Source organism: Ornithinimicrobium panacihumi (genome assembly GCF_052073805.1).
GTDB classification, from domain to species: domain Bacteria; phylum Actinomycetota; class Actinomycetes; order Actinomycetales; family Dermatophilaceae; genus Ornithinicoccus; species Ornithinicoccus panacihumi.
The window spans coordinates 1-19,416 of the sequence record NZ_JBQGWG010000008.1 but is presented as its reverse complement, the minus strand read 5'-3'; the positions used below and the strand labels follow the sequence as shown (position 1 = coordinate 19,416).

13 protein-coding genes and 1 pseudogene are annotated in these 19,416 nt (G+C 72.2%); 4 read left to right on the top strand and 10 right to left on the bottom strand.

Going from position 1 to position 19,416, the window contains the following annotated elements:
- Positions 1-39: 39 nt before the first annotated feature.
- From ACTMMA_RS09220 to ACTMMA_RS09210, 3 genes and pseudogenes are all read left to right on the top strand, one after another.
- A complete protein-coding gene (locus tag ACTMMA_RS09220) occupies positions 40-1,035 on the top strand; it encodes a stage II sporulation protein M (RefSeq protein WP_441189833.1) in 996 nt (331 codons plus the stop codon).
- 125 nt (positions 1,036-1,160) lie between these two features.
- Positions 1,161-6,866 (top strand): pullulanase-type alpha-1,6-glucosidase, encoded by a 5,706-nt coding sequence (pulA, locus tag ACTMMA_RS09215; protein WP_441189832.1) that lies wholly within the window; start codon positions 1,161-1,163, stop codon positions 6,864-6,866.
- Positions 6,867-7,035: 169 nt separating this feature from the next.
- A pseudogene (locus tag ACTMMA_RS09210) lies at positions 7,036-7,314 on the top strand (putative immunity protein); the annotation flags it as partial.
- On the opposite strand, the gene ACTMMA_RS09205 reads toward ACTMMA_RS09210, so the two are convergent.
- The 10 genes from ACTMMA_RS09205 to ACTMMA_RS09160 form a co-directional block, all read right to left on the bottom strand.
- Entirely contained in the window at positions 7,293-8,225 is a 933-nt protein-coding gene (locus ACTMMA_RS09205; protein WP_441189831.1) for a cation diffusion facilitator family transporter, read from the bottom strand. The pseudogene ACTMMA_RS09210 and the gene ACTMMA_RS09205 sit on opposite strands and share 22 nt — an antisense overlap.
- Positions 8,226-8,279: 54 nt before the next feature.
- On the bottom strand, positions 8,280-9,596 hold the full coding sequence (locus tag ACTMMA_RS09200; protein WP_441189830.1) for a DUF58 domain-containing protein: 1,317 nt from the start codon (positions 9,594-9,596) through the stop codon (positions 8,280-8,282).
- Positions 9,597-9,612: 16 nt separating this feature from the next.
- Positions 9,613-10,662 (bottom strand): AAA family ATPase, encoded by a 1,050-nt coding sequence (locus ACTMMA_RS09195; protein ID WP_441189829.1) that lies wholly within the window; start codon positions 10,660-10,662, stop codon positions 9,613-9,615.
- Complete coding sequence (locus ACTMMA_RS09190) at positions 10,659-11,822, bottom strand: DUF4350 domain-containing protein (RefSeq protein ID WP_441189828.1); 1,164 nt, start codon at positions 11,820-11,822, stop codon at positions 10,659-10,661. The genes ACTMMA_RS09195 and ACTMMA_RS09190 overlap by 4 nt, the downstream gene beginning before the upstream one ends.
- Positions 11,819-12,526: a DUF4129 domain-containing protein gene (locus ACTMMA_RS09185; RefSeq protein ID WP_441189827.1), complete on the bottom strand. Its 708-nt coding sequence runs from the start codon at positions 12,524-12,526 to the stop codon at positions 11,819-11,821. Before ACTMMA_RS09185 ends, ACTMMA_RS09190 begins: the two co-directional genes overlap by 4 nt.
- A gap of 16 nt (positions 12,527-12,542) precedes the next feature.
- Positions 12,543-13,481 carry a DUF7847 domain-containing protein gene (locus tag ACTMMA_RS09180; RefSeq protein ID WP_441189826.1) on the bottom strand — a complete coding sequence of 313 codons (939 nt, stop codon included), beginning with the start codon at positions 13,479-13,481 and terminating at the stop codon, positions 12,543-12,545.
- 158 nt (positions 13,482-13,639) lie between these two features.
- A complete protein-coding gene (locus ACTMMA_RS09175) occupies positions 13,640-14,296 on the bottom strand; it encodes a uridine kinase family protein (RefSeq protein WP_441189825.1) in 657 nt (218 codons plus the stop codon).
- 24 nt (positions 14,297-14,320) lie between these two features.
- On the bottom strand, positions 14,321-14,929 hold the full coding sequence (locus ACTMMA_RS09170) for a hypothetical protein (protein ID WP_441189824.1): 609 nt from the start codon (positions 14,927-14,929) through the stop codon (positions 14,321-14,323).
- 49 nt (positions 14,930-14,978) lie between these two features.
- Entirely contained in the window at positions 14,979-16,670 is a 1,692-nt protein-coding gene (locus ACTMMA_RS09165) for a phospho-sugar mutase (RefSeq protein WP_441189823.1), read from the bottom strand.
- A 58-nt stretch (positions 16,671-16,728) separates the two neighbouring features.
- Positions 16,729-17,577 carry a purine-nucleoside phosphorylase gene (locus tag ACTMMA_RS09160; protein ID WP_441189822.1) on the bottom strand — a complete coding sequence of 283 codons (849 nt, stop codon included), beginning with the start codon at positions 17,575-17,577 and terminating at the stop codon, positions 16,729-16,731.
- A gap of 51 nt (positions 17,578-17,628) precedes the next feature.
- Here ACTMMA_RS09160 and ACTMMA_RS09155 point away from each other — a divergent pair, with 51 nt between their 5' ends.
- Entirely contained in the window at positions 17,629-19,095 is a 1,467-nt protein-coding gene (locus ACTMMA_RS09155; protein ID WP_441189821.1) for an NAD(P)H-quinone dehydrogenase, read from the top strand.
- Positions 19,096-19,416 lie beyond the last annotated feature (321 nt).

Below are 19,416 nucleotides of genomic sequence, written 5' to 3'. Positions count from 1 at the left end.
GAGATCCTAACGACGCGACCCTGCGCATACAGTGGCCGCGTGGACCTCGACGCCCTGGTAGGACGCCGGCAGAGCAGCTGGCGCCGCCTCGACGCGCTCTCCCGCCGACGGCGGCTGACGGGTGCCGAGGCCGACGAGCTGCTCGACGGCTACCAGCGGGCCGCGACCGACCTGTCCGTGGTCCGGTCCACCGCGCCCGACGCCACGGTGGTCTCCTACCTGTCCGCACTCATCGCGCGCGCCCGCGCCAGGGCCGCCCGGGTGCCCACACTGACGTGGTCGGGGATCGGCCGCTTCTTCGCCGAGGACTTCCCCGCCGCGCTCTACCGGCTGCGCTGGTGGTGGGGGATCACCGCGATCCTCAACGTCGTGGTGGGGCTGCTCCTGGGTTGGTGGCTGGTCGAGCACCCCGTCGTGGAGAACTCCCTCATGAGCCCGGAAGAGGTGCAGGCGCTGGTCAACGTGCAGTTCGAGAGCTACTACTCCGAGCACGCCGCCAGCAGCTTCTCCACCCTCGTCTGGGTCAACAACGCCTGGGTCGCGGCCCGATGCATCGGGATGGGCGTCCTGGGGGTGCCGGTGGTCTGGCTGCTGTGGCAGAACATCGCCAACGTGGCCGTCATCGGGTCGCTCATGCACCGCCACGGCCGGGCCGACGTCTTCTGGGGCCTGCTCACCCCCCACGGGCTCCTGGAGCTGATGGCGATCTTCGTCGCGGCCGGGGTCGGTATGCGGCTCTTCTGGGCCTGGGTGGCACCCGGCCGCCGGACGCGGCTGGCCGCGCTGGCCGCCGAGGGCCGGACCGCGGCCGGCGTGGCGATCGGGCTGGTCTTCGTGCTGCTGCTCTCGGGGATCATCGAAGGCTTCGTCACGCCGTCCCCGCTGCCGACCTGGGCCCGCATCGGGATCGGAGCCGCGGCCCTGGCACTCTTCTTCGTCTACGTCTTCACCCTCGGGCGCAGGGCGGCCCGTGCCGGCGCGACCGGCGACGTGGGTGCGGACCTCCAGGCCGACGCCGCACCCGTCTCCGCCTGACGGCGCCGGAGCGAGGGCGTCGAGCCAAAGATCTCGATTCGGCAAAGTGGGCCCATCTCCCTTGCCGGGGGCCCCTGTCGGCCGTAGCGTGAATAGGTCCGTCCCGCGTATCCCTTGGAGTCGTCATGACCTCTCGCGTGTTCCCCGGTCTCCTCACCGCCTCCCTCCTGGCCACTGCGGCCGCGGGCGCGACGCTCCCGGTCGCGACCGCACCGCCCGCGGCGGCCGCGGACCGCACGGTCACCCTCGTCGGTGACCTCCAGGACGAGCTGGGCTGCTCCGAGGACTGGCAACCCACCTGCGAGGCCACCGGGCTGGAGCAGGTCGAGGGGAGCGAAACCACATACCGAGGCGTCTTCGAGGTGCCCGAGGGCACCTGGGAGTTCAAGGTGGCCCTGGACGGCGGGTGGGAGGAGTCCCACCCCGCCGACAACCTGCCGCTGGTGCTCCAGGGGCCGGCGACGCTGGCCTTCAGCTATGACGAGGAGACCGACGCCGTCGGCGTCGCGCCGACCGAGCTGGAGGGCCCGGCCGACGAGGACGACCGGGCCCTGGCGCTGGACAGCCTGCGCAACCCGGTCACGGACGAGCAGTTCTACTTCGTCATGGCCGACCGCTTCGCCAACGGGGACGAGACCAACGACACCGCGGGCATCGAGGGCGACCGGCTCGACCACGGCTTCGACCCGACCGACAAGGGCTTCTACCACGGCGGGGACCTGGCCGGGATCATGGAGCGGCTGGACTACATCGAGGGCCTGGGCACCACCGCCATCTGGCTGACGCCCAGCTTCAAGAACCGCCCGGTGCAGGGGGAGGGGGAGAACGCCAGCGCCGGCTACCACGGCTACTGGATCACCGACTTCACCCAGATCGACCCGCACCTGGGCACCAACGAGGAGATGGCCCAGCTCGTCGACGCAGCCCACGCGCGCGGGATGAAGGTCTACTTCGACATCATCACCAACCACACCGCGGACGTCATCGACTACGAGGAGGGCATCTACAGCTATGTCGACAAGGCGACCGAGCCCTACCGCGACGCGGCCGGCAACGCCTTCGACGACCGTGACTACATCAACAAGCCGTTCCCGCTGATGGACCCGGCCACCTCCTTCCCCTACACGCCGGTCTTCCGGTCCGAGGAGGACGCGACGGTCAAGGTGCCCGACTGGCTCAACGACCCGACGATGTACCACAACCGCGGCGACTCGACCTGGTCCGGGGAGTCCAACACCTACGGCGACTTCGTCGGTCTGGACGACCTCTTCACCGAGCGCACCGAGGTCGTCGACGGCATGATCGACATCTACTCGACCTGGGCAGAGATGGGCATCGACGGCTTCCGGATCGACACCGTCAAGCACGTCAACATGGAGTTCTGGCAGGAGTTCAGCCCCCGGGTGCTCGAGGCGGCCCGCGCCGGCAACGAGGACTTCTTCATGTTCGGGGAGGTCTACGACTCCAACCCCGACTACCTGTCCACCTTCACCACCGAGGGCGAGCTGCAGGCCGTCATCGACTTCGGCTTCCAGGCCCGCTCGGTCGACTTCGCCAAGGGTGCCCCGACCACCGACCTGCGCACCTTCTACGCCCAGGACGACTACTACACCGACACCGACTCCAACGCCTACCAGCTGCCGACCTTCACCGGCAACCACGACATGGGCCGGGCCGCGATGATGCTGGCTGGCTCGGGCTACTCCGGCGACGAGCTCCAGCAGCGGGTCGAGCTGACCAACGAGCTGATGTTCCTCACGCGCGGGCAGCCGGTCGTCTACTACGGCGACGAGCAGGGCTTCATCGGTGCCGGCGGCGACAAGGACGCCCGGCAGGACATGTTCGCCACCCAGGTCGAGCAGTATGCCGCAGAGCCGCTCATCGCCGCCCCGTCCGGATCGATGGACCGCTACGACACCACGCACCCGCTCTACGCGCAGATCGCCGCCCTGGGCGCGCTCGTCAAGGCGCACCCCGCCCTGGCCGACGGCGCCCAGATCCACCGCTACGCCAGCTCCGACGCCGGCATCTACGCCTTCTCCCGGCTCGACGCGGACCAGCTGGTCGAGTACGTCGTGGTGGCCAACAACTCCACGCAGACCAAGACCGTGACGGTCCCGACCTACAGCGAGAAGACGCAGTTCACGGCGATCTACGGCGACCGCGCCAAGATCAAGACCGGCGCCGACGCCCGTCTGGCCGTCGAGGTCGCCCCGCTGTCGGTCGAGGTCTACCAGGCCGGCAAGGCGCTGAAGAAGCGCAAGGAGGCGCCCGCGGTCTACCTCGACTCGCCCTCGGCCGGGGGCGTCGTCGGCGGCCGCGCCGAGATCGGCGCCTCGGTGCCCGACAACGCCTTCGCCCAGGTCACCTTCGCCTACCGCCCGGTGGGGGTGGAGGACTGGACCGTGATCGGCACCGACGACAACGCGCCCTACCGCGTCTTCCACGACGTCTCCGGTATGCCGCACGGCACCCTGCTCGAGTATCGCGCCGTCCTCAAGGACCACTCGGGCAACATCTCGGCCTCCTCATCCTACGGGGTCGTGGGGGAGCCCGGCTCCGGTGGCGGTGACGGCGGCGGCAGCGACCCCGTCGGCCCGGTCGAGCAGCCCGGTGCGGTCTCGGTCCCCGGCAGCCACAACGACGAGATGGGCTGCGCCGAGGACTGGCAGCCCGACTGCGCGGAGGCGCAGCTGGCGCTGGACGCCAAGGACTCGATCTGGAAGGGCACCTACCAGATCGCGCCCGGGAGCTATGAGTACAAGGCGGCGATCAACAACAGCTGGGACGAGAACTATGGCGCCGGCGGTGCTCCGGGCGGCGCCAACATCCCCTACACCACCGACGACGGCCAGGTGACCTTCTACTACGACCACGCCCGGCAGTACGTGACCTCCGACGAGGAGGGCCCGATCATCACCGCGCCCGGGTCGCACCAGGACGAGCTCGGCTGCCCCGGTGACTGGGACCCGAGCTGCATGCTGCCGTGGCTGGTCGACCCGGACGGTGACGGCGTCTACACCTACTCCACGACCGCGATCCCGGCCGGCAACTACGAGACGAAGGTCGCCCACGGGCTGTCCTGGGACGAGAACTACGGCGAGGGCGGGGCGCCCGGCGGCGCCAACATCGGCTTCTCCGTGCCCTCCGACGGTGTCGTGGTGACCTTCAGCTACGACCTCGCCAGCCACGTGCTGACCGTGACCACCTCCGAGGCCGGTGTCGCCCCCGACCTGACCACGGCCCGCGCCTACTGGGTCGCCCCGGACCTCATCGCCTGGCCGGCCACCGGTGTCGACGACCCGGCCCTGATGGACTGGCGCCTGCACTGGTCGCCCGACGGCGGCCTCACGGTCGACGCCGAGGATGTCACCGGCGGGCGGTCCGCCCCGTTGACCTACGACCCGGCCGGGCTGCCGACCTCGGTGACCGAGGACTTCCCGCACCTGAAGGGCTATCTCGCGCTGCGGCTCGACAAGAAGACCGCCAAGCTCGCTCCCGAGATCCTCCAGGGCCAGGTCGCGGTCGCGATGTATGACGACCTCGGCCGTCTGCGGGACGCGACCGGGGTGCAGATCCCGGGCGTGCTGGACTCCCTCTACGCGGAGAAGGCGAGGGACACCGCATACGGGATCGGCTGGAAGGGCCCCAATCCTTCGCTGACTGTCTGGGCGCCGACCGCCCAGGACGTGGACCTGCTGCTGTGGCCGGAGGGCTCGACCGGTGACCCGCAGCGGGTGGACATGAAGCGCTCCGGCGACGGCTCCTGGAGCGCCAAGGGCAAGAAGAGCTGGACCGGTATGGAGTACCTCTACGAGGTGGACGTGTTCGTCCCCGCGACGGGTCAGGTGGAGACCAACCTGGTCACCGACCCCTGGTCGGTGGCGCTCACCCTCAACAGCGAGCGCTCGGTGATCGTCGACCTGGACGACCGCCGTTGGCAGCCGGAGCTGTGGCGCACCGCGTCAGCCCCGCAGCTGGAGGAGGAGGTCGACCAGACCATCTACGAGCTGCACGTGCGCGACTTCTCGATGGCCGACCCGGACGTGCCGGCCGAGCTGCGCGGCTCCTACCTGGCCTTCGCCGAGGACGGCTACGGCAGGCGGCACCTGGAGGCGCTCGCGGAGGCCGGGATGAACACGGTCCACCTGCTGCCGACCTTCGACATCGCCAGCATCGAGGAGGACCCTGCGGCGCAGACGACTCCTGACTGCGACCTGGGGTCCTACGCCCCCGACAGCGAGGAGCAGCAGGCCTGCGTCATGGCCCAGGCCGACACCGACGCCTTCAACTGGGGCTACGACCCCTGGCACTTCATGGCGCCGGAGGGCTCCTACGCCTCGACCGCGGAGGCCGCCCACGGTGGTGAGCGGGTGGCGGAGTTCCGCACGATGGTCGGCGGCCTGCACGACTCCGGCATGCGCGTGGTCCTGGACAAGGTCTTCAACCACACCGCCCAGTCGGGCCAGGGCGAGAAGTCGGTGCTGGACCGGATCGTGCCGGGCTACTACCACCGGCTCAACGCGGTCGGCCAGGTCGAGACCTCGACCTGCTGCCAGAACATCGCCACCGAGCACGAGATGGCCGAGAAGCTCATGGTCGACGCGGTCGTGCTCTGGGCGCGCGACTACAAGGTCGACGGCTTCCGCTTCGACCTCATGGGCCACCACAGCCGCGAGAACATGGAGGCCGTGCGGGAGGCCCTGGACGGGCTGAGCGTGAAGAAGGACGGCGTGGACGGCGCGGCCGTGACGCTCTACGGCGAGGGCTGGAACTTCGGCGAGGTCGCGGACAACGCCCGGTTCTACCAGGCCACCCAGGGCCAGCTGGACGGCACCTCGATCGCCACCTTCAACGACCGTCTCCGCGACGGCGTGCGTGGCGGTGGGCCGTTCGACGATGACCCTGGCGCCGAGAAGGGCTTCGCCACCGGCGGGACGAGCGCCAACGACACCGACCTCGTGCAGATCGGGCTGGCCGGCAACCTGCGCGACTTCCAGCTGCGCAGCCAGGAGACCGGCCAGGTCGTGCCCGGCGAGCAGATCGACTACAACGGGTCGCCGGCGGCCTACGCCGAGGACCCCGACGAGGTCGTCAACTATGTCGACGCCCACGACAACGAGACGCTCTTCGACGCGCTGACCTTCAAGCTGCCCCAGGACCTGCCGATGGCCGACCGGGTGCGCGCCAACACAGTCGCGCTCGCGACGACCACGCTGTCGCAGTCGATCAGTTTCTGGCACGCGGGCGCCGACCTGCTGCGCAGCAAGAGCCTGGACCGCAACTCCTACAACAGCGGCGACTGGTTCAACCTGCTCGACTTCACGATGACCGACAACGGCTTCGGCCGGGGCCTGCCGCCCGAGGGCGACAACGGCGACAAGTGGGATCTCATGCGCCCGCTCCTGGCCGACCCCTCGCTCAAGCCCGCGCCGGAGGACATCGAGCAGGCCTCGGCGATGGCCGCCGACCTGCTGCGGCTGCGCTTCTCGACCGAACTCTTCCGGCTGGCCGACCCCGCCCTCATCCAGGAGAAGGTCTCCTTCCCGGTGTCGGGCACCGAGTCGGGTGACGAGCAGGTGATCGTCATGCGGATCGATGACACCGTCGGCACCGACGTCGACCCGGCGCTGGACGGGCTGGTCGTGGTCTTCAACGCCTCCGGCGAGGCCGTCGACCAGATCGTGCCCGGGCTGGAAGGAGCCTCGATGGAGCTCTCGCCGGTGCAGGCGGCAGGCGCCGACGAGATCGTCAAGACGGCGACCTGGGACGCGGCCGCCGGCACGGCGCACGTCCCGGCCCGCACCGTGGCGGTGTTCGTCCAGCCCTGAACGGGCGGTCGCCCGGACCATCCGCCACGTCACCCGGCCAGATCCTGGCCCGACCGGCCGGTTATAGCTGGCCGGTCGGGCCGATATCTGGCCGGTTGACGGCCGGGTCATCCCGCGGTCGAGCCGTGACGGGCTCTGATCGGGTCGGCGGTGCCAGGAGTCGCCGCAGGACGCTCGGCCCCGGGAGGCGATCCTGACAGCCCGGTCCTGGGCAGCAGGCACGCTGGGGATGATGGAGTCGCGGTCCCGGGGAGGGCACGCGATCAAGGCGGCGCAGGCCGCATACCCGGAGGATCCCGGGGTGCGGCTCGCCGAGCGGGACTGGCAGCGCGACCAGCTCCCGGAGCACCTGGTCGCCCTGGTGCTTGAGGACCAGGAGCGGCGCAACGCCATCTGCTGGTACGTCTTCAGCGACTTACCGGGGCCTCAGATGCCGATGTCCTCGTAGGACCGGGGGTCCTCGACCGGCTCCAGGTGCATGCTGACGCGCAGGTCCGGATAGGCCTCCAGCAGCGCGTCGGTGATGTCCTCGGCGAGGTCGTGCCCGCGTTGGACCGTCCATTGGCCGGGCACGAGCAGGTGCATCTCCATGAACCGGCGGTGGCCAGCCTCACGGGTCCGGAAGGCGTGGAACTGGATGTCGTCGTTGGTGAACCGGTTGACGATCTCGCGCAGGTTGTCGTTGTCCTCCTGCGGGAGGCTCACGTCCATCAGGCCGGCCGTGGAGGCCCGGATGAGGCCCCAGCCGGTGATGAGGATGTTGACCCCGACCGCGAAGGCGACGATCGGGTCCAGCCGCTCCCAGCCGGTCAGCCACACCAGCAGGACACCGACGACGACGCCCACGGAGGTCCACACGTCGGTGAGCAGGTGCTTGCCGTCTGCGGTCAGGGTGATCGAGCGGTGCTTCTTGCCCGCGCGGATGAGGACCCAGGCCACGGCGCCGTTGACGACCGAGGCGATCACGGAGATGGCCAGACCGATCCCGACGTTCTCCAGCGGGGCAGGGTTGAGGAAGCGCTGCACCGAGGCCATGAGGATCACGGCGGCGGCGACGAAGATCATCAGACCCTCGACGGCCGCCGAGAAGTATTCGGCCTTGCTGTGACCGTAGTTGTGCTTGCGGTCCGGCGGGCGCAGGGCGACCCTCAGGGCCATCAGCGCGACGACCGCGGCGACGAGGTTGACCGTCGACTCGGCGGCGTCGGAGAGCAGGCCGACCGAGTCGGTGACCCACCAGGCGGCTCCTTTGAGACCGATCGTCAGCAGGGCCGCGGCGATGGAGAGCCACGCGAACTTGGTCAGGTCGACCGGCTGGGGGTGCCGGGTGCTCTCGGCCGGCTTCTCTGGCCTGGTCACGGGCGAGGCTCCCGGATGAGGGTGATCTGCACGTGCTCCATGGTAGGCCGACATTCAGAGAAGGCCGGCCGCCTTCAGCCCGAGGTAGTGGTCCACGAGTGCGAGCGGCAGGTCCTGGGGCTGCTCGTCCACCACGCTGACCCCGAGCTGGGCCAGGGCGGTGGCGGTGCGTGCACGCAGCAGGTCGGTCCGCTCGGCCGCGGCTGCGTCGTAGACGGCCTCGACCGTGGAGAGGTCCGAGGCCAGGCGGCGGACCTCCGGGTCGGCCACCGAGGCCAGCACGACGCGGTGACGAGAGGTGAGGCCGGCCAGTGCCGGCAGCAGACCCTCCTCGACCGCGGCCGGCTCGAGGGGGGTCAGCAGGACCACGAGCGCACGGCGTCGCGTCAGCCGGCCGACCGCTCCGGCCAGCATGGTCCAGTCGGCCTCGACCAGGACCGGCTCCAAGGGGGCCATCGCGGTCACCATCTGGTGAAGCAGGCCCGTCCGGGTCGAGCCGGAGCCGCCTGTCGACGGACCCACCCGCGCGCGGATGGTCCGGTCGCCGGCGATCAGGTCGACGCGGTCGCCGGCGTGCGTGGCGACGGCGGTGAGGAGCAGCGCCGCGTCCATCGCGGCGTCGAGCCTGGGCTCGTCCCCGACCCTGGCGGCGCTGGTGCGGGAGGTGTCCAGGACCAGGACCACGCGACGGTCCCGCTCGGGCTGCCAGGTCCGCACGACCGCATGCTGGCGCCGGGCCGTGGCGCGCCAGTCGATGGAGCGGACGTCGTCCCCGTCGACGTAGTCGCGTAGCGAGTCGAACTCGGTGCCCTGGCCGCGGGTGCGCACCGCAGAGCGGCCGTCGAGCTGGCGCAGCTGGGCGAGCTTGCTGGGCAGGTGCCGGCGGCTGCGGAAAGGAGGAAGCACGCGGACGTGGCCGGGGACGGTGGTGGTCGCCTGCCGACCGCCGAGTCCGAGCGGCCCGTGGGTCCGGACCGTCACGCCCGCGGCGGGTCTGTCTCCGCGGCGCACGGGGCGCAGCGTGGTCGTGAGTGCACGGCGCTCGCCCGGGGGGAGGTCGAGGACGTGGCGCCGTCCGGAGGCCCCGGCCGACGGGGTCCACGCGTCCCGCAGGAAGCCCCGCAGGTGGCGGTCCCCGGTGTTGGTGGCCATCAGGGTGGTGGAGGTCTCCTCGTCCAGCCGCACCTGCGGGTTGACCCCGCGCACGAGCGAGACCGAGCGGGGACGGGGCGCCAGGAGGACGTCGAGCAGGACGGCCACGGCCACGGCGAGGAGCCAGACCAGGGCGATGGTCCTGGACCGGTCCGGCCACAGGGCAGCCGGGATCAGCCCCAGCAGCACCAGGGCGACGACCGGGCCGCGGACGATCACGTGAGCTTCCTCCTGGTCAGCGGGGCACCGGGACCGCGCCGAGCACCGAGGCCAGGACCGAGTCGGTCGTGACGCCCTCCAGCTCGGCCTCGGGCCGCAGGGCCACCCGGTGGGCCAGGGTGGCCGGAGCCAGGGCCTTGACGTCGTCCGGGGTGACGAAGTCGCGACCGGACAGCCACGCCCAGGCCCGGGCGGTGGTCATCAGCGCGGTCGCGCCGCGCGGGCTGACGCCGAGCTGGAGGGAGGGAGAGGTGCGGGTCGCGCGGGCGAGGTCCACCACATACCCCAGGATCTCGGGGCTGACCTGCACCCGGCGGACGGCGGCGCTCCCGGCGGCCAGGTCGGCGGGGGAGGCGACCGCCCGCACGCCCGCGGCCTGCAGGTCGCGCGGGTCGAATCCGGCCGCGTGGCGGCTGATCACCTCGACCTCGTCCTCGCGCGGGGGAAGGGGCAGGACGAGCTTCATCAGGAAGCGGTCGAGCTGGGCCTCGGGAAGGGGGTAGGTGCCTTCGTACTCGACGGGGTTCTGCGTGGCGGCGACCAGGAACGGGTCGGGCAGCCGGTGGCTGGTGCCGTCGACGGTGACCTGCCGCTCCTCCATGGCTTCCAGGAGGGCGGACTGGGTCTTGGGCGGGGTGCGGTTGATCTCGTCGGCCAGAAGGAGGTTGGTGAAGACCGGGCCGGGGCGGAAGGTGAAGTCGCTGCGCCCGCTGTCGTAGACCATCGAGCCGGTGACGTCGCCGGGCATGAGGTCGGGGGTGAACTGGACACGCTTGGTGTCGATGTCGAGGGCGGCGGCGAGGGTCCGGACCAGCAGGGTCTTGGCCACCCCGGGCACACCCTCGAGCAGGATGTGCCCGCGGCACAGGAGGCCGACGACCAGGCCGGTGACGGCCTGGTGCTGGCCAACGACGGCCTTGGCGACCTCGGCGGTGACGGCCCGCAGCGATTCGCGGGCGCGCTCGTCGGCCCCGTGGTCCTGGGACTCGGTATCGGTCGGGGCCTCGGGCTGGCCGTGCTCCTGGGGCTGGCCGGGTCCGGCGGGGTCGTGGCTGGGGCCGGTCATGGGTGGATTCCTTCCTCGAGGGAGCGCAGCTCCCGGGCGGTGGTCACGAAAGCTGTGTCGGTGTCGTCGGTGAGGGCGCCGACGAGGAGCCGCTCGACCTCGTCCGGCGAGCGTCCGGTGGCGTCGGCGACGGCGCGTGCGAGCGCCTCCGGGGAGGTGGTCCGCGGCAGGCCGAGACGTGGGGCGAGCCGCTCCCGGGCGGCCTCCTGGAGGGCAGGGAGGGCATGGGCCCGGTCCCGGGCCTGACGGTAGAGCCGACCCCGGCTGCGGGTGGTCTGGCTGGCGTGGACGACGGCGGGAAGGGGCTCGGTCACCGGTGGCCCGAGGCGACGACCCTGCCAGATCGCCAGGGCCAGCAGGGCACAGGCGAGGAGCACCACCGACGGTGTCATGTTGCGCGGCAGGACCTCCCACAGGGAGGTGGCTCCTTCCAGACCGGCGTCGCCGGGCTGCGGCACCACCCAGGTCAAGGTGGGGCTCTGGCCCAGGAGGCGGAGAGCCAGGGCCGCGTGGGCCTCGTCGGTGATGTGCTCGTTGGTCAGGGCGGTCGGGAAGCCGAGGAGGAAGATCTCCGGACGCTCGGGGGTGGCGGGGAAGGTCAGCAGGGCACCGGCCCGGGCGCCGCCGGCGTTGTGGCCGGGGGTGGGCGGGTAGCAGGCGACGACCTCAGGCTGGCCCGGACCGGCCTCGAGCCCGACGTCCCAGCGGGCCACCCTGTCGCCCTCCCTGACCAACGTGCTGGTGCACCCCGGGTCCAGCGGGTTGCCCAGGGACCAGGTGACATCGACGTCCAGGTCGAGGACGGTGCCGGGATCCTGGGTGCTGGTGGGGACGAGGACGACCAGTCGGTCCGCGTCGTTGACCGTCCGCAGGAGCTCTGCACCCGCCTCCGGCCCCAGGTAGTCGGTGCCGGAGAGAAGCACGGTGCTGCCTGACCCTCCGGAGCCGTCGGTCCGCAGGGCCGTGGTGCCGTGCACCACCTGGACGTCCACGCCCCGGTCGCGCAGCACCTCGACGAGGGCCTTGGTGCCTTCGCGGCCGGGATTGGCAGGGTCCAGGGGAGTGCCCGTGCGCGTGCCGGTGAGCAGGAGCGTCAGCAGGGCCACCGACACCAGGAGCAACGCCCACAGTCCCGCGCGCCGGGCGGTCGCCGGGCTCACCGGGTGTCCCCCGAGGGATGGAACGGCTGGGAGGTGAGGGGCACGGACGGTGCAGTCGGGACCGTCGCGACCGGGGCCGGTGCGGTCACGGGGCGCTCGGCGGCCAGCCGGGCCTCCAGCTCGGCCATGTCCCTGGCCTGGGCGGCCGTCGCGTGGTGGTCGCCGTAGCGCACCGCGTCGAAGCGGTCGCCGGCCACGCCGAGCTCGGCGGCGAAGGCGGGGAAAGGTGCGGCGAGGTCCAGCGCGACCTCGTGCGCGGTCCGGCCCGGGCGGTCGTCGAGCAGGGTGCGTTCGACGGCTCCCGCGGCGACGGCCCGGTAGGAGTCGACCAGCGCCGCGTCGAGGTCGCCGGCGGCCATCGCCGAGCGGGCGCGGTCACGGTAGTCGCGCGCCGTCAGCTCCTCCTCCAGGACCGCGCCCGGCGAGGCGCGACGGTCCGCCAGGGAAGCCTTGCGCCATCGGTCCCGCGTCCCGAAGGCGATGACGGCCAGGGCCGCCACCAGGACCACCGCCAGCGCCACCCAGGCGGTCCAGGCAGGGAGCTGTCCGGGCAGGTCGAGGCTGGGCAGCCGGTCGCCGATCCACTCCAGGACGCGTGAGACCAGGGACCGCTCGGTGGTGTAGCCGGGTCGGGCCAGCTCCTCCTCCAACCAGGTCCGTGCCTGATCGCGGTCCGGGTCGACGGGGACCAGCGGGATCCTCATGCGGCGCGGGTCGCGGTCAGCGCTGCCGGGCGGCGGCGCGGGCCTGGGCGGCGTGCGTGAGCGTGACGTCGAGCCCCTCGCGGCGGATCCGCTGGTCGAGGTAGAGCAGGGCGCTGACGCCGGCGGTGAACGGGATGGTGAAGGCCTGCACGGCCAGCTGGACCAGGTGGTCGGTGATCAGGAAGGCGGGATGCAGGGCCGACACCGGGCCGAGGGTGCCCTGGAGGCCGATGGTCAGGGCGGTGATGATGGGCACCTGGACCATGGTCGCGAAGAGCCCGGTGATGATCCCGGCCAGGAGCGTGATGCCCACGACCCGCCAGGCCTGCCTGCCGCGCGTCAGCTCCCAGGCCCGGGTGATGCCGCGCCAGGGCCCGGCCTTCTCCAGCACGACCGGTGCCGGGGCGAGGGAGACCCGTGAGCCCGCCCAGAGCATCAGGACGGTCACGCCGAGCAGGCCGAGGACGCCGACGAGCACGGCGGCCCAGGCGGCGTCGACCGCTGCGGCCGCGACGATGACCAGGGTCAGGAGCAGGCCGAAGGCGGCCAGCATGGCGGTGAAGAGGGCGGCGATGATGAGGACCGAGCCGATCAGCGCGGGAATGCGGCCCTTGACCTTCTGCCAGGTGCTCTGCAGGTCGACCCGGTCGCCCAGGACGGCCTCGCTGACGACGAAGATGATCATCCCGGTCAGGGCCACCGAGGCGATGGTGCCCAGCAGCAGGTTGATCAGGCCGGAGATCAGCATGGTGTCGTCGCTGGCCAGGTTGGCCGCGCTGTTGAGGGCGAGGCTGCTCAGCAGCGAGGGCACCAGGAGGATCGCCAGCACGATGAGGGCCATGCCGATCGTCGCGGCCGGGTTGCGGCGCATCGTCTGCAGCGAGCCGGAGAAGATGTCGGAGAGCTGGAGGGGACGCAACGGCACGATGCCGGGCTGGTGCAGCCGCGTGAGCATCTCCGGGGGCAGTTGCTGCCAGGATCCTGGCTCGGGGCTGGCAGGGTGTGTCCCCGGACCGGGAGGGGGTGGGGGCGTGGCGCCGGGTGGGGGAGAAGACCCGGGCGGCGGGCCGAATCCGCCGAAACCGCCCGGTGGACCCTGCGGCGGTGGGTAGGTCATCCCCCTGCTCCTGCCTCGCTCGTGGCCGTCGATGCGGGCACCAGTCCAGGTACCCGCTGCTCGGCCTCCCTGGCCGTCAACGGGGTCGCCCCCAGCGCCTGCTGGGTGGCCACGATACCCGGCTCGGCGCGGCGCAGGACGTGGCCCCGGCGCCACAGGGTCAGCGGTGGCTTGCGGCGCTCGGCCAGGTCGCGGGCGAGTCGCCGGGCGAAGGTCGTCCACGGGCGGTTGCGCACGCACCAGGCCTCGGCCAGGACGCCGCGTCGACGCAGCTCGGCGATGACGTGCGCGGCGAAGATGCCCTCGGCCACCACGATCGGGTGGCCGTCCAGGGTGAGCTCCCGCTGACCGGTGATGCTGGAGGTGGAGATGTCGTAGACGGGGACGTCCACCCGCCCCTCGCGGCACAGCGACTCCAGCGTGTCCACGGCGGCCTCGAGGTTCCAGGAACGCACGTCGTCCCAGTCGACCAGCCCCAACGGGCTCATGGGCAGACCCGGGGCCGTGACGTCGTGGTAGAAGTCGTCCAGGGCCAGCAGCGGCCAGCCGTGGGCCGCGTGGAGGCGTCGGGCGAGCCGGGACTTGCCCGAGCCGCTCGGACCGGCGATCACCAGCACCCTCGCGGTGGCCGGAGGCCTCACGTCACGTTCCATGGACCCTGATTCTAGGTCGGCCGGTCAGCCCAGGAGGGCGACGACGGTCAGGGCGAGGGCCACCCCCAGCGCCACGACGGCCGGCCAGGCCACCCGTGGCCTGGGCGGAGCATCCTCCACCCCGACGGGCGGGGGGCTGCCGTCCAGCTTCCACCGGCTGATGGCGCGCAGCACCTCGTCGGAGGCGCCCTGCGCCGTCGCGCCGGCCGAGCCCCGTCGTCGCGTGGTCTCGGCGAAGTCGTCGATGTTGCGGCGCCGCGTCATCTCGCGCCGGACGGGGACCGCCCAGGAGCTGTGGCGCCGGCCCTGCCTGTCGTGCAGCTCCAGCGCCCACTGGAAGGTGACGTCCTCCACCTGGGAGAACGGGACGGTGGTGTCGGTGATGACGTTGGTCAGCTCGACGCGGTCGGGGTGGACCGTGGCCCGGGGGCGCAGGAAGAGCACCCAGGCGGCGGCCGCCAGCCCGGCGATGAGGGCCAGGGGCGCGATCACCTCGGTGCTGCGCTCCTCCAGCAGATCCCTGAGGGTGAACGCCGCCAGCACCAGGGCGCCGGCCATCAGGCCCCAGCCGACCACCTGGGCGGGCAGGGTCCGGTAGACCCGTGGTGCGTCGTCGGCGTCGTTGCGGCTCACGCTGCCCGAGTCTACGTAGCCGACCCGGGCCCCGGCCGCAGGTGGGGGTTCAGACGCGGGTGAGCTGCTCCATACCGGAGCGGACCGCCGCCAGGCGGCGGGTGGCCTCGGCGCGTGCCGCGGCCAGTCCGTCGGCACCCTCCACGGGCACGATCGCCTCCAGGTAGACCTTGAGCTTGGGCTCGGTGCCGCTGGGGCGCACGATGACCCGGGTCTGGTCGTTCAGGAGGAACCGCAGCCCGTCGGTGGGGGGCAGGTCGCCGCTGGGCTCGGAGAGGTCCTCGGCCACCGCGATCGGGACGCCACCGAGCTCGGTCGGCGGCTCCGTGCGCAGGCGGGCCATCACCGGGGGGATGAGGGACAGGTCGTCCACCCGGACCGAGAAGGCATCGGTCTGGTGCACGCCGTGGCGCAGGGCGAGGTCGTCCAGGACGTCCAGGAGGGTGCGGCCCTCCGCCTTCAGCCCGGCGGTCATCTCGGCCGCGAGGAGCGCGGCGGTCACGCCGTCCTTGTCGGGCACCGTGGCCGGGTCGACGCAGTAGCCGAGAGCCTCCTCGTAGCCGTAGGCCAGGCCCGGCACGCGCCCGATCCACTTGAACCCGGTGAGGGTCTCCTGCGGCTCCAGGCCGGCCTCGGTGGCCATCGCGCCCAGCAGGCGTGAGGAGACGATCGAGCGGGCCAGCACCCGGCGCTCCCCGGTGGCGCGGCCGCGGTCGATGACGTGCTGGCCGAGCAGGGCACCGACCTCGTCCCCGCGCAGCATCCGCCAGCTGCCGCCGTCCTGGACGGCCAGGGCGCAGCGGTCGGCGTCGGGGTCGTTGGCGATCACCAGGTCGGGGGCGACCTGCCCCGCGAGGTCGAGGGCGGCGTCGATGGCGCCGGGCTCCTCGGGGTTGGGGAAGGTGACGGTCGGGAACTCGGGGTCGGGGAGCTCCTGGCTGGCGACCGGCGTGGGGCGGGCGAAACCGGCGCGCTCGAAGGCGGCCTGGACGACCTCGGACCCGACGCCGTGCAGGGCGGTGTGCACCACGGACAGGTCGCGGGAGCTGCCCGGGTCGAGCACGGCCACGGCCGCGTCCAGGTAGGCCTCGAGCACCTCCTCGCCCAGGGTCTCCCAGCCGTCCTCCGCACGCTCGACCCCGGCGACCGAGGTGGCCCGCGCGATCTGGTCGGAGATCTGGCTGTCGGCGGGCGGGACGATCTGCGAGCCGTCGCCGAGGTAGACCTTGTAGCCGTTGTCCTGCGGCGGGTTGTGGCTGGCGGTCACCATCACGCCGGCGTCGGCGCCCAGGTGGGTGATCGCGAAGGCGAGCACCGGCGTGGGGAGGGGACGGGGCAGGACCATCGCACGGCCGCCGGCGGCCACCACCACCGCAGCGGTGTCGCGGGCGAAGACGTCGGAGTTGTGGCGGGCGTCGTAGCCGACGACCACGACCGGCCCACGCTGCTCGCCGGCGTTGGTCAGCTGCTGCTTCAGGTATGCGGTCAGGCCGGCGGCGGTGCGGATGACCACGGCGCGGTTCATCCGGTTGGGACCGGCGCCCAGGGCGCCACGGAGTCCGGCGGTGCCGAACTCCAGGAAGCCGGCGAAGCGGTCGGTCAGCTCGTCGCCGGCGGTGGCGTCACCGCCCTCGGCGCGCTCGAGGAGAGCCGCCAGCTCGTCGCGGGTGGCCTGGTCCGGGTCGTCCTCGAGCCAGGCGCGGGCCTGGGTGAGGACGTGCAGGTCCTGGTGCTGCGGCATACCGAGGTCTCCTTGGGTCCGGGGAACCGGGGTCGGGTGCGGGGTGGGTGTGCGGGAGTCAGAGGCGCTCGACGATGCGGGCGAGCAGCTCGCCGCAGCGCTGGGCGGCGGCCTGGCCCGCCTCGATGACTTCCTGGTGGTCCAGCGGCGTGGGGCTGATGCCGGCGGCCGGGTTGGTCACCAGCGAGATGCCCAGGACGTCCATCCCGGCCTCGCGGGCGGCGATGGCCTCGAGGGTGGTGGACATGCCGACGAGGTCGCCGCCGATGACCTTGGCCATCTGGACCTCGGCCGGGGTCTCGTAGTGGGGCCCGCGGAACTGGACGTAGACGCCCTCCTCCAGGCTGGGGTCGATCTCGCGGGCGAGGTCGCGCAGCGCGGGGGTGTAGACGTCGGTGAGGTCGACGAACGTGGCGCCCTCGAGCGGGGAGGCCGCGGTGAGGTTGATGTGGTCCTTGATGAGGACCGGCGTGCCGGGAGCCCACTCGGGGCGCAGCCCGCCGCAGCCGTTGGTCAGCACGATCGTGCGGCAGCCGGCGGCGGCGGCGGTCCGGATCGCGTGGACGACGGCGCGGATGCCGCGGTCCTCGTAGAAGTGGGTCCGGGTGCCGTAGACCAGCACCCGCTTGCCGTTGCTCAGCGGGATGGAGCGCATCGTGCCCGAGTGGCCCTCGACCGCCGCGGCCGCGAAGCCGGGGACGTCGGTGTTGTCGATCTCGGTGATGGCGTCCGCGTCCGCCAGGCCGGCCAGGATGTCGGCGGCCGGCTTCCAGCCGCTGCCCAGGACCAGCGCGATGTCGTGCTGCTCGGCGCCGCTGCGCTCGGCGATCACGGCGGCCGCGGCGGCGGCCACCTCGCGCGGGTCGGTGCTGTGATCGGACAGGTCAAGGCTGGCTGCGTCAGTCACCTGGCACAGCCTACTGGGGCGCGGGGCGGCGCAGGTGGTTGGATAGGGGCCGTGAGTGCAGCGAACAAGTCCGTCATTGTCGTCGGCGGGGGACCGGGTGGCTACGAGGCCGCCCTCGGAGCGGCCCAGCTGGGTGCCGAGGTCACCGTCGTGGAGCGGGCCGGGCTGGGTGGTGCTGCGGTGCTGACCGACTGCGTCCCGAGCAAGGCGCTGATCGCCACGGCCGACTTCATGGACCGCTTCAGCGCGGCCAAGCGGATCGGCGTCCACTTCGACGGCGCCAACGTGCCCGGCGACCAGGGCGTGACCGCGCACATCTCCGACGTCAACCAGCGCATCATGGCGCTGGCGCAGGCCCAGTCCCGCGACATCGCCGAGCGGCTGGAGTCGGCCGGCGTCGACGTGGTCCAGGGCGCAGGTCGGCTGCTGGGGCCCTCCACCGTGGAGGTCGTCGAGGGCGTGGACGTGCCGGCCTCGGGGGAGGAGCCGGCCCCGCACGGCTCCGATCAGGACACCGCCACAGCCACCCGGCAGATCGAGGCGGACGTGGTCATCGTCGCGACGGGGACGCGCCCGCGGGTGATGGACACCGCGATGCCGGACGGGGAGCGGATCCTGACCTGGCAGCACATCTGGGGCCTGCGCGAGCTGCCTGAGCACCTCGTCGTCGTCGGCTCCGGCGTGACCGGTGCCGAGCTGGCACATGCCTACCTGGGCCTCGGCTGCCGCGTGACCCTGATCTCCTCCCGCGACCGGGTGCTGCCCGGTGAGGACGGCGACGCGGCCAACGTGGTGGAGGAGGTCTTCCGCCGCCGCGGGATGGCGGTCCTCAACCGCTCCCGCATGGCGGCCGTGCGTCGCGAGGGCGACGGGGTGGTGGTGACCCTGGAGGACGGGCGCGAGGTCGAGGGCAGCCACTGCCTGCTGGCCGTCGGCTCCATCCCCAACACCGGCGAGATGGGCCTGGAGGAGGCCGGCGTGACGCTGAGCCGGTCCGGTCACATCCAGGTCGACCGGGTCTCCCGCACCAGCGTGCAGGGGGTGTATGCGGCAGGAGACTGCACCGGCGTCCTCCCCCTGGCCTCGGTCGCGGCCATGCAGGGTCGGATCGCGGTGGCCCACGCGCTCGGTGACGCAGTGGCGCCGCTGGCGCTGGGCCGGGTGAGCTCCAACATCTTCACCGACCCCGAGATCGCCACCGTCGGTGCGACCCAGGCTGACATCGACTCGGGCCGCGTCGACGCCCGCGCCGTGATGCTGCCGCTGTCGAAGAACCCCCGGGCCAAGATGCAGAACGTCCAGGATGGCTTCGTCAAGATCTTCGCCAAGAAGGGCAGCAGCACGATCGTCGGTGGCGTCGTCGTGGGCCCGCGCGCCAGCGAGCTGATCTTCCCGATCGCGCTGGCTGTGGCCAACCGCCTCAACGTCGACCAGTTCTCGGCGACCTTCACGGTCTACCCCTCGCTGTCGGGCTCCCTGTCCGAGGCCGCCCGGCAGCTGCACGCCTTCTCCGACTGACCCGGGCGACCGACTGGGCGACCGCCCGGGTGAGCGATCGCCTGAGCGGGTCCGACCGACCAGGCGACCGCGCGGATGAGCGATCGCCTGAGCGGGGCTTCCAGCCGACCGGGGGCGACGCCCAGGCCACCCGCCCGCCTGAGGGACGCTGGCACGTGCCCGACTTTTCGTGGCTTTTCGGCGTGGAAACCGCGAAAGCCCGTGCACGTGCTGGGCACGTGCACGGGTTGGGCGGTGATGGGGGTGCGGGGGAGCGCGGTGCTGGGGGTGCGGGGCGCGCGGTGATGGGAGCGGCGCGGTGAAGAAGTACCGGCCCGGCGG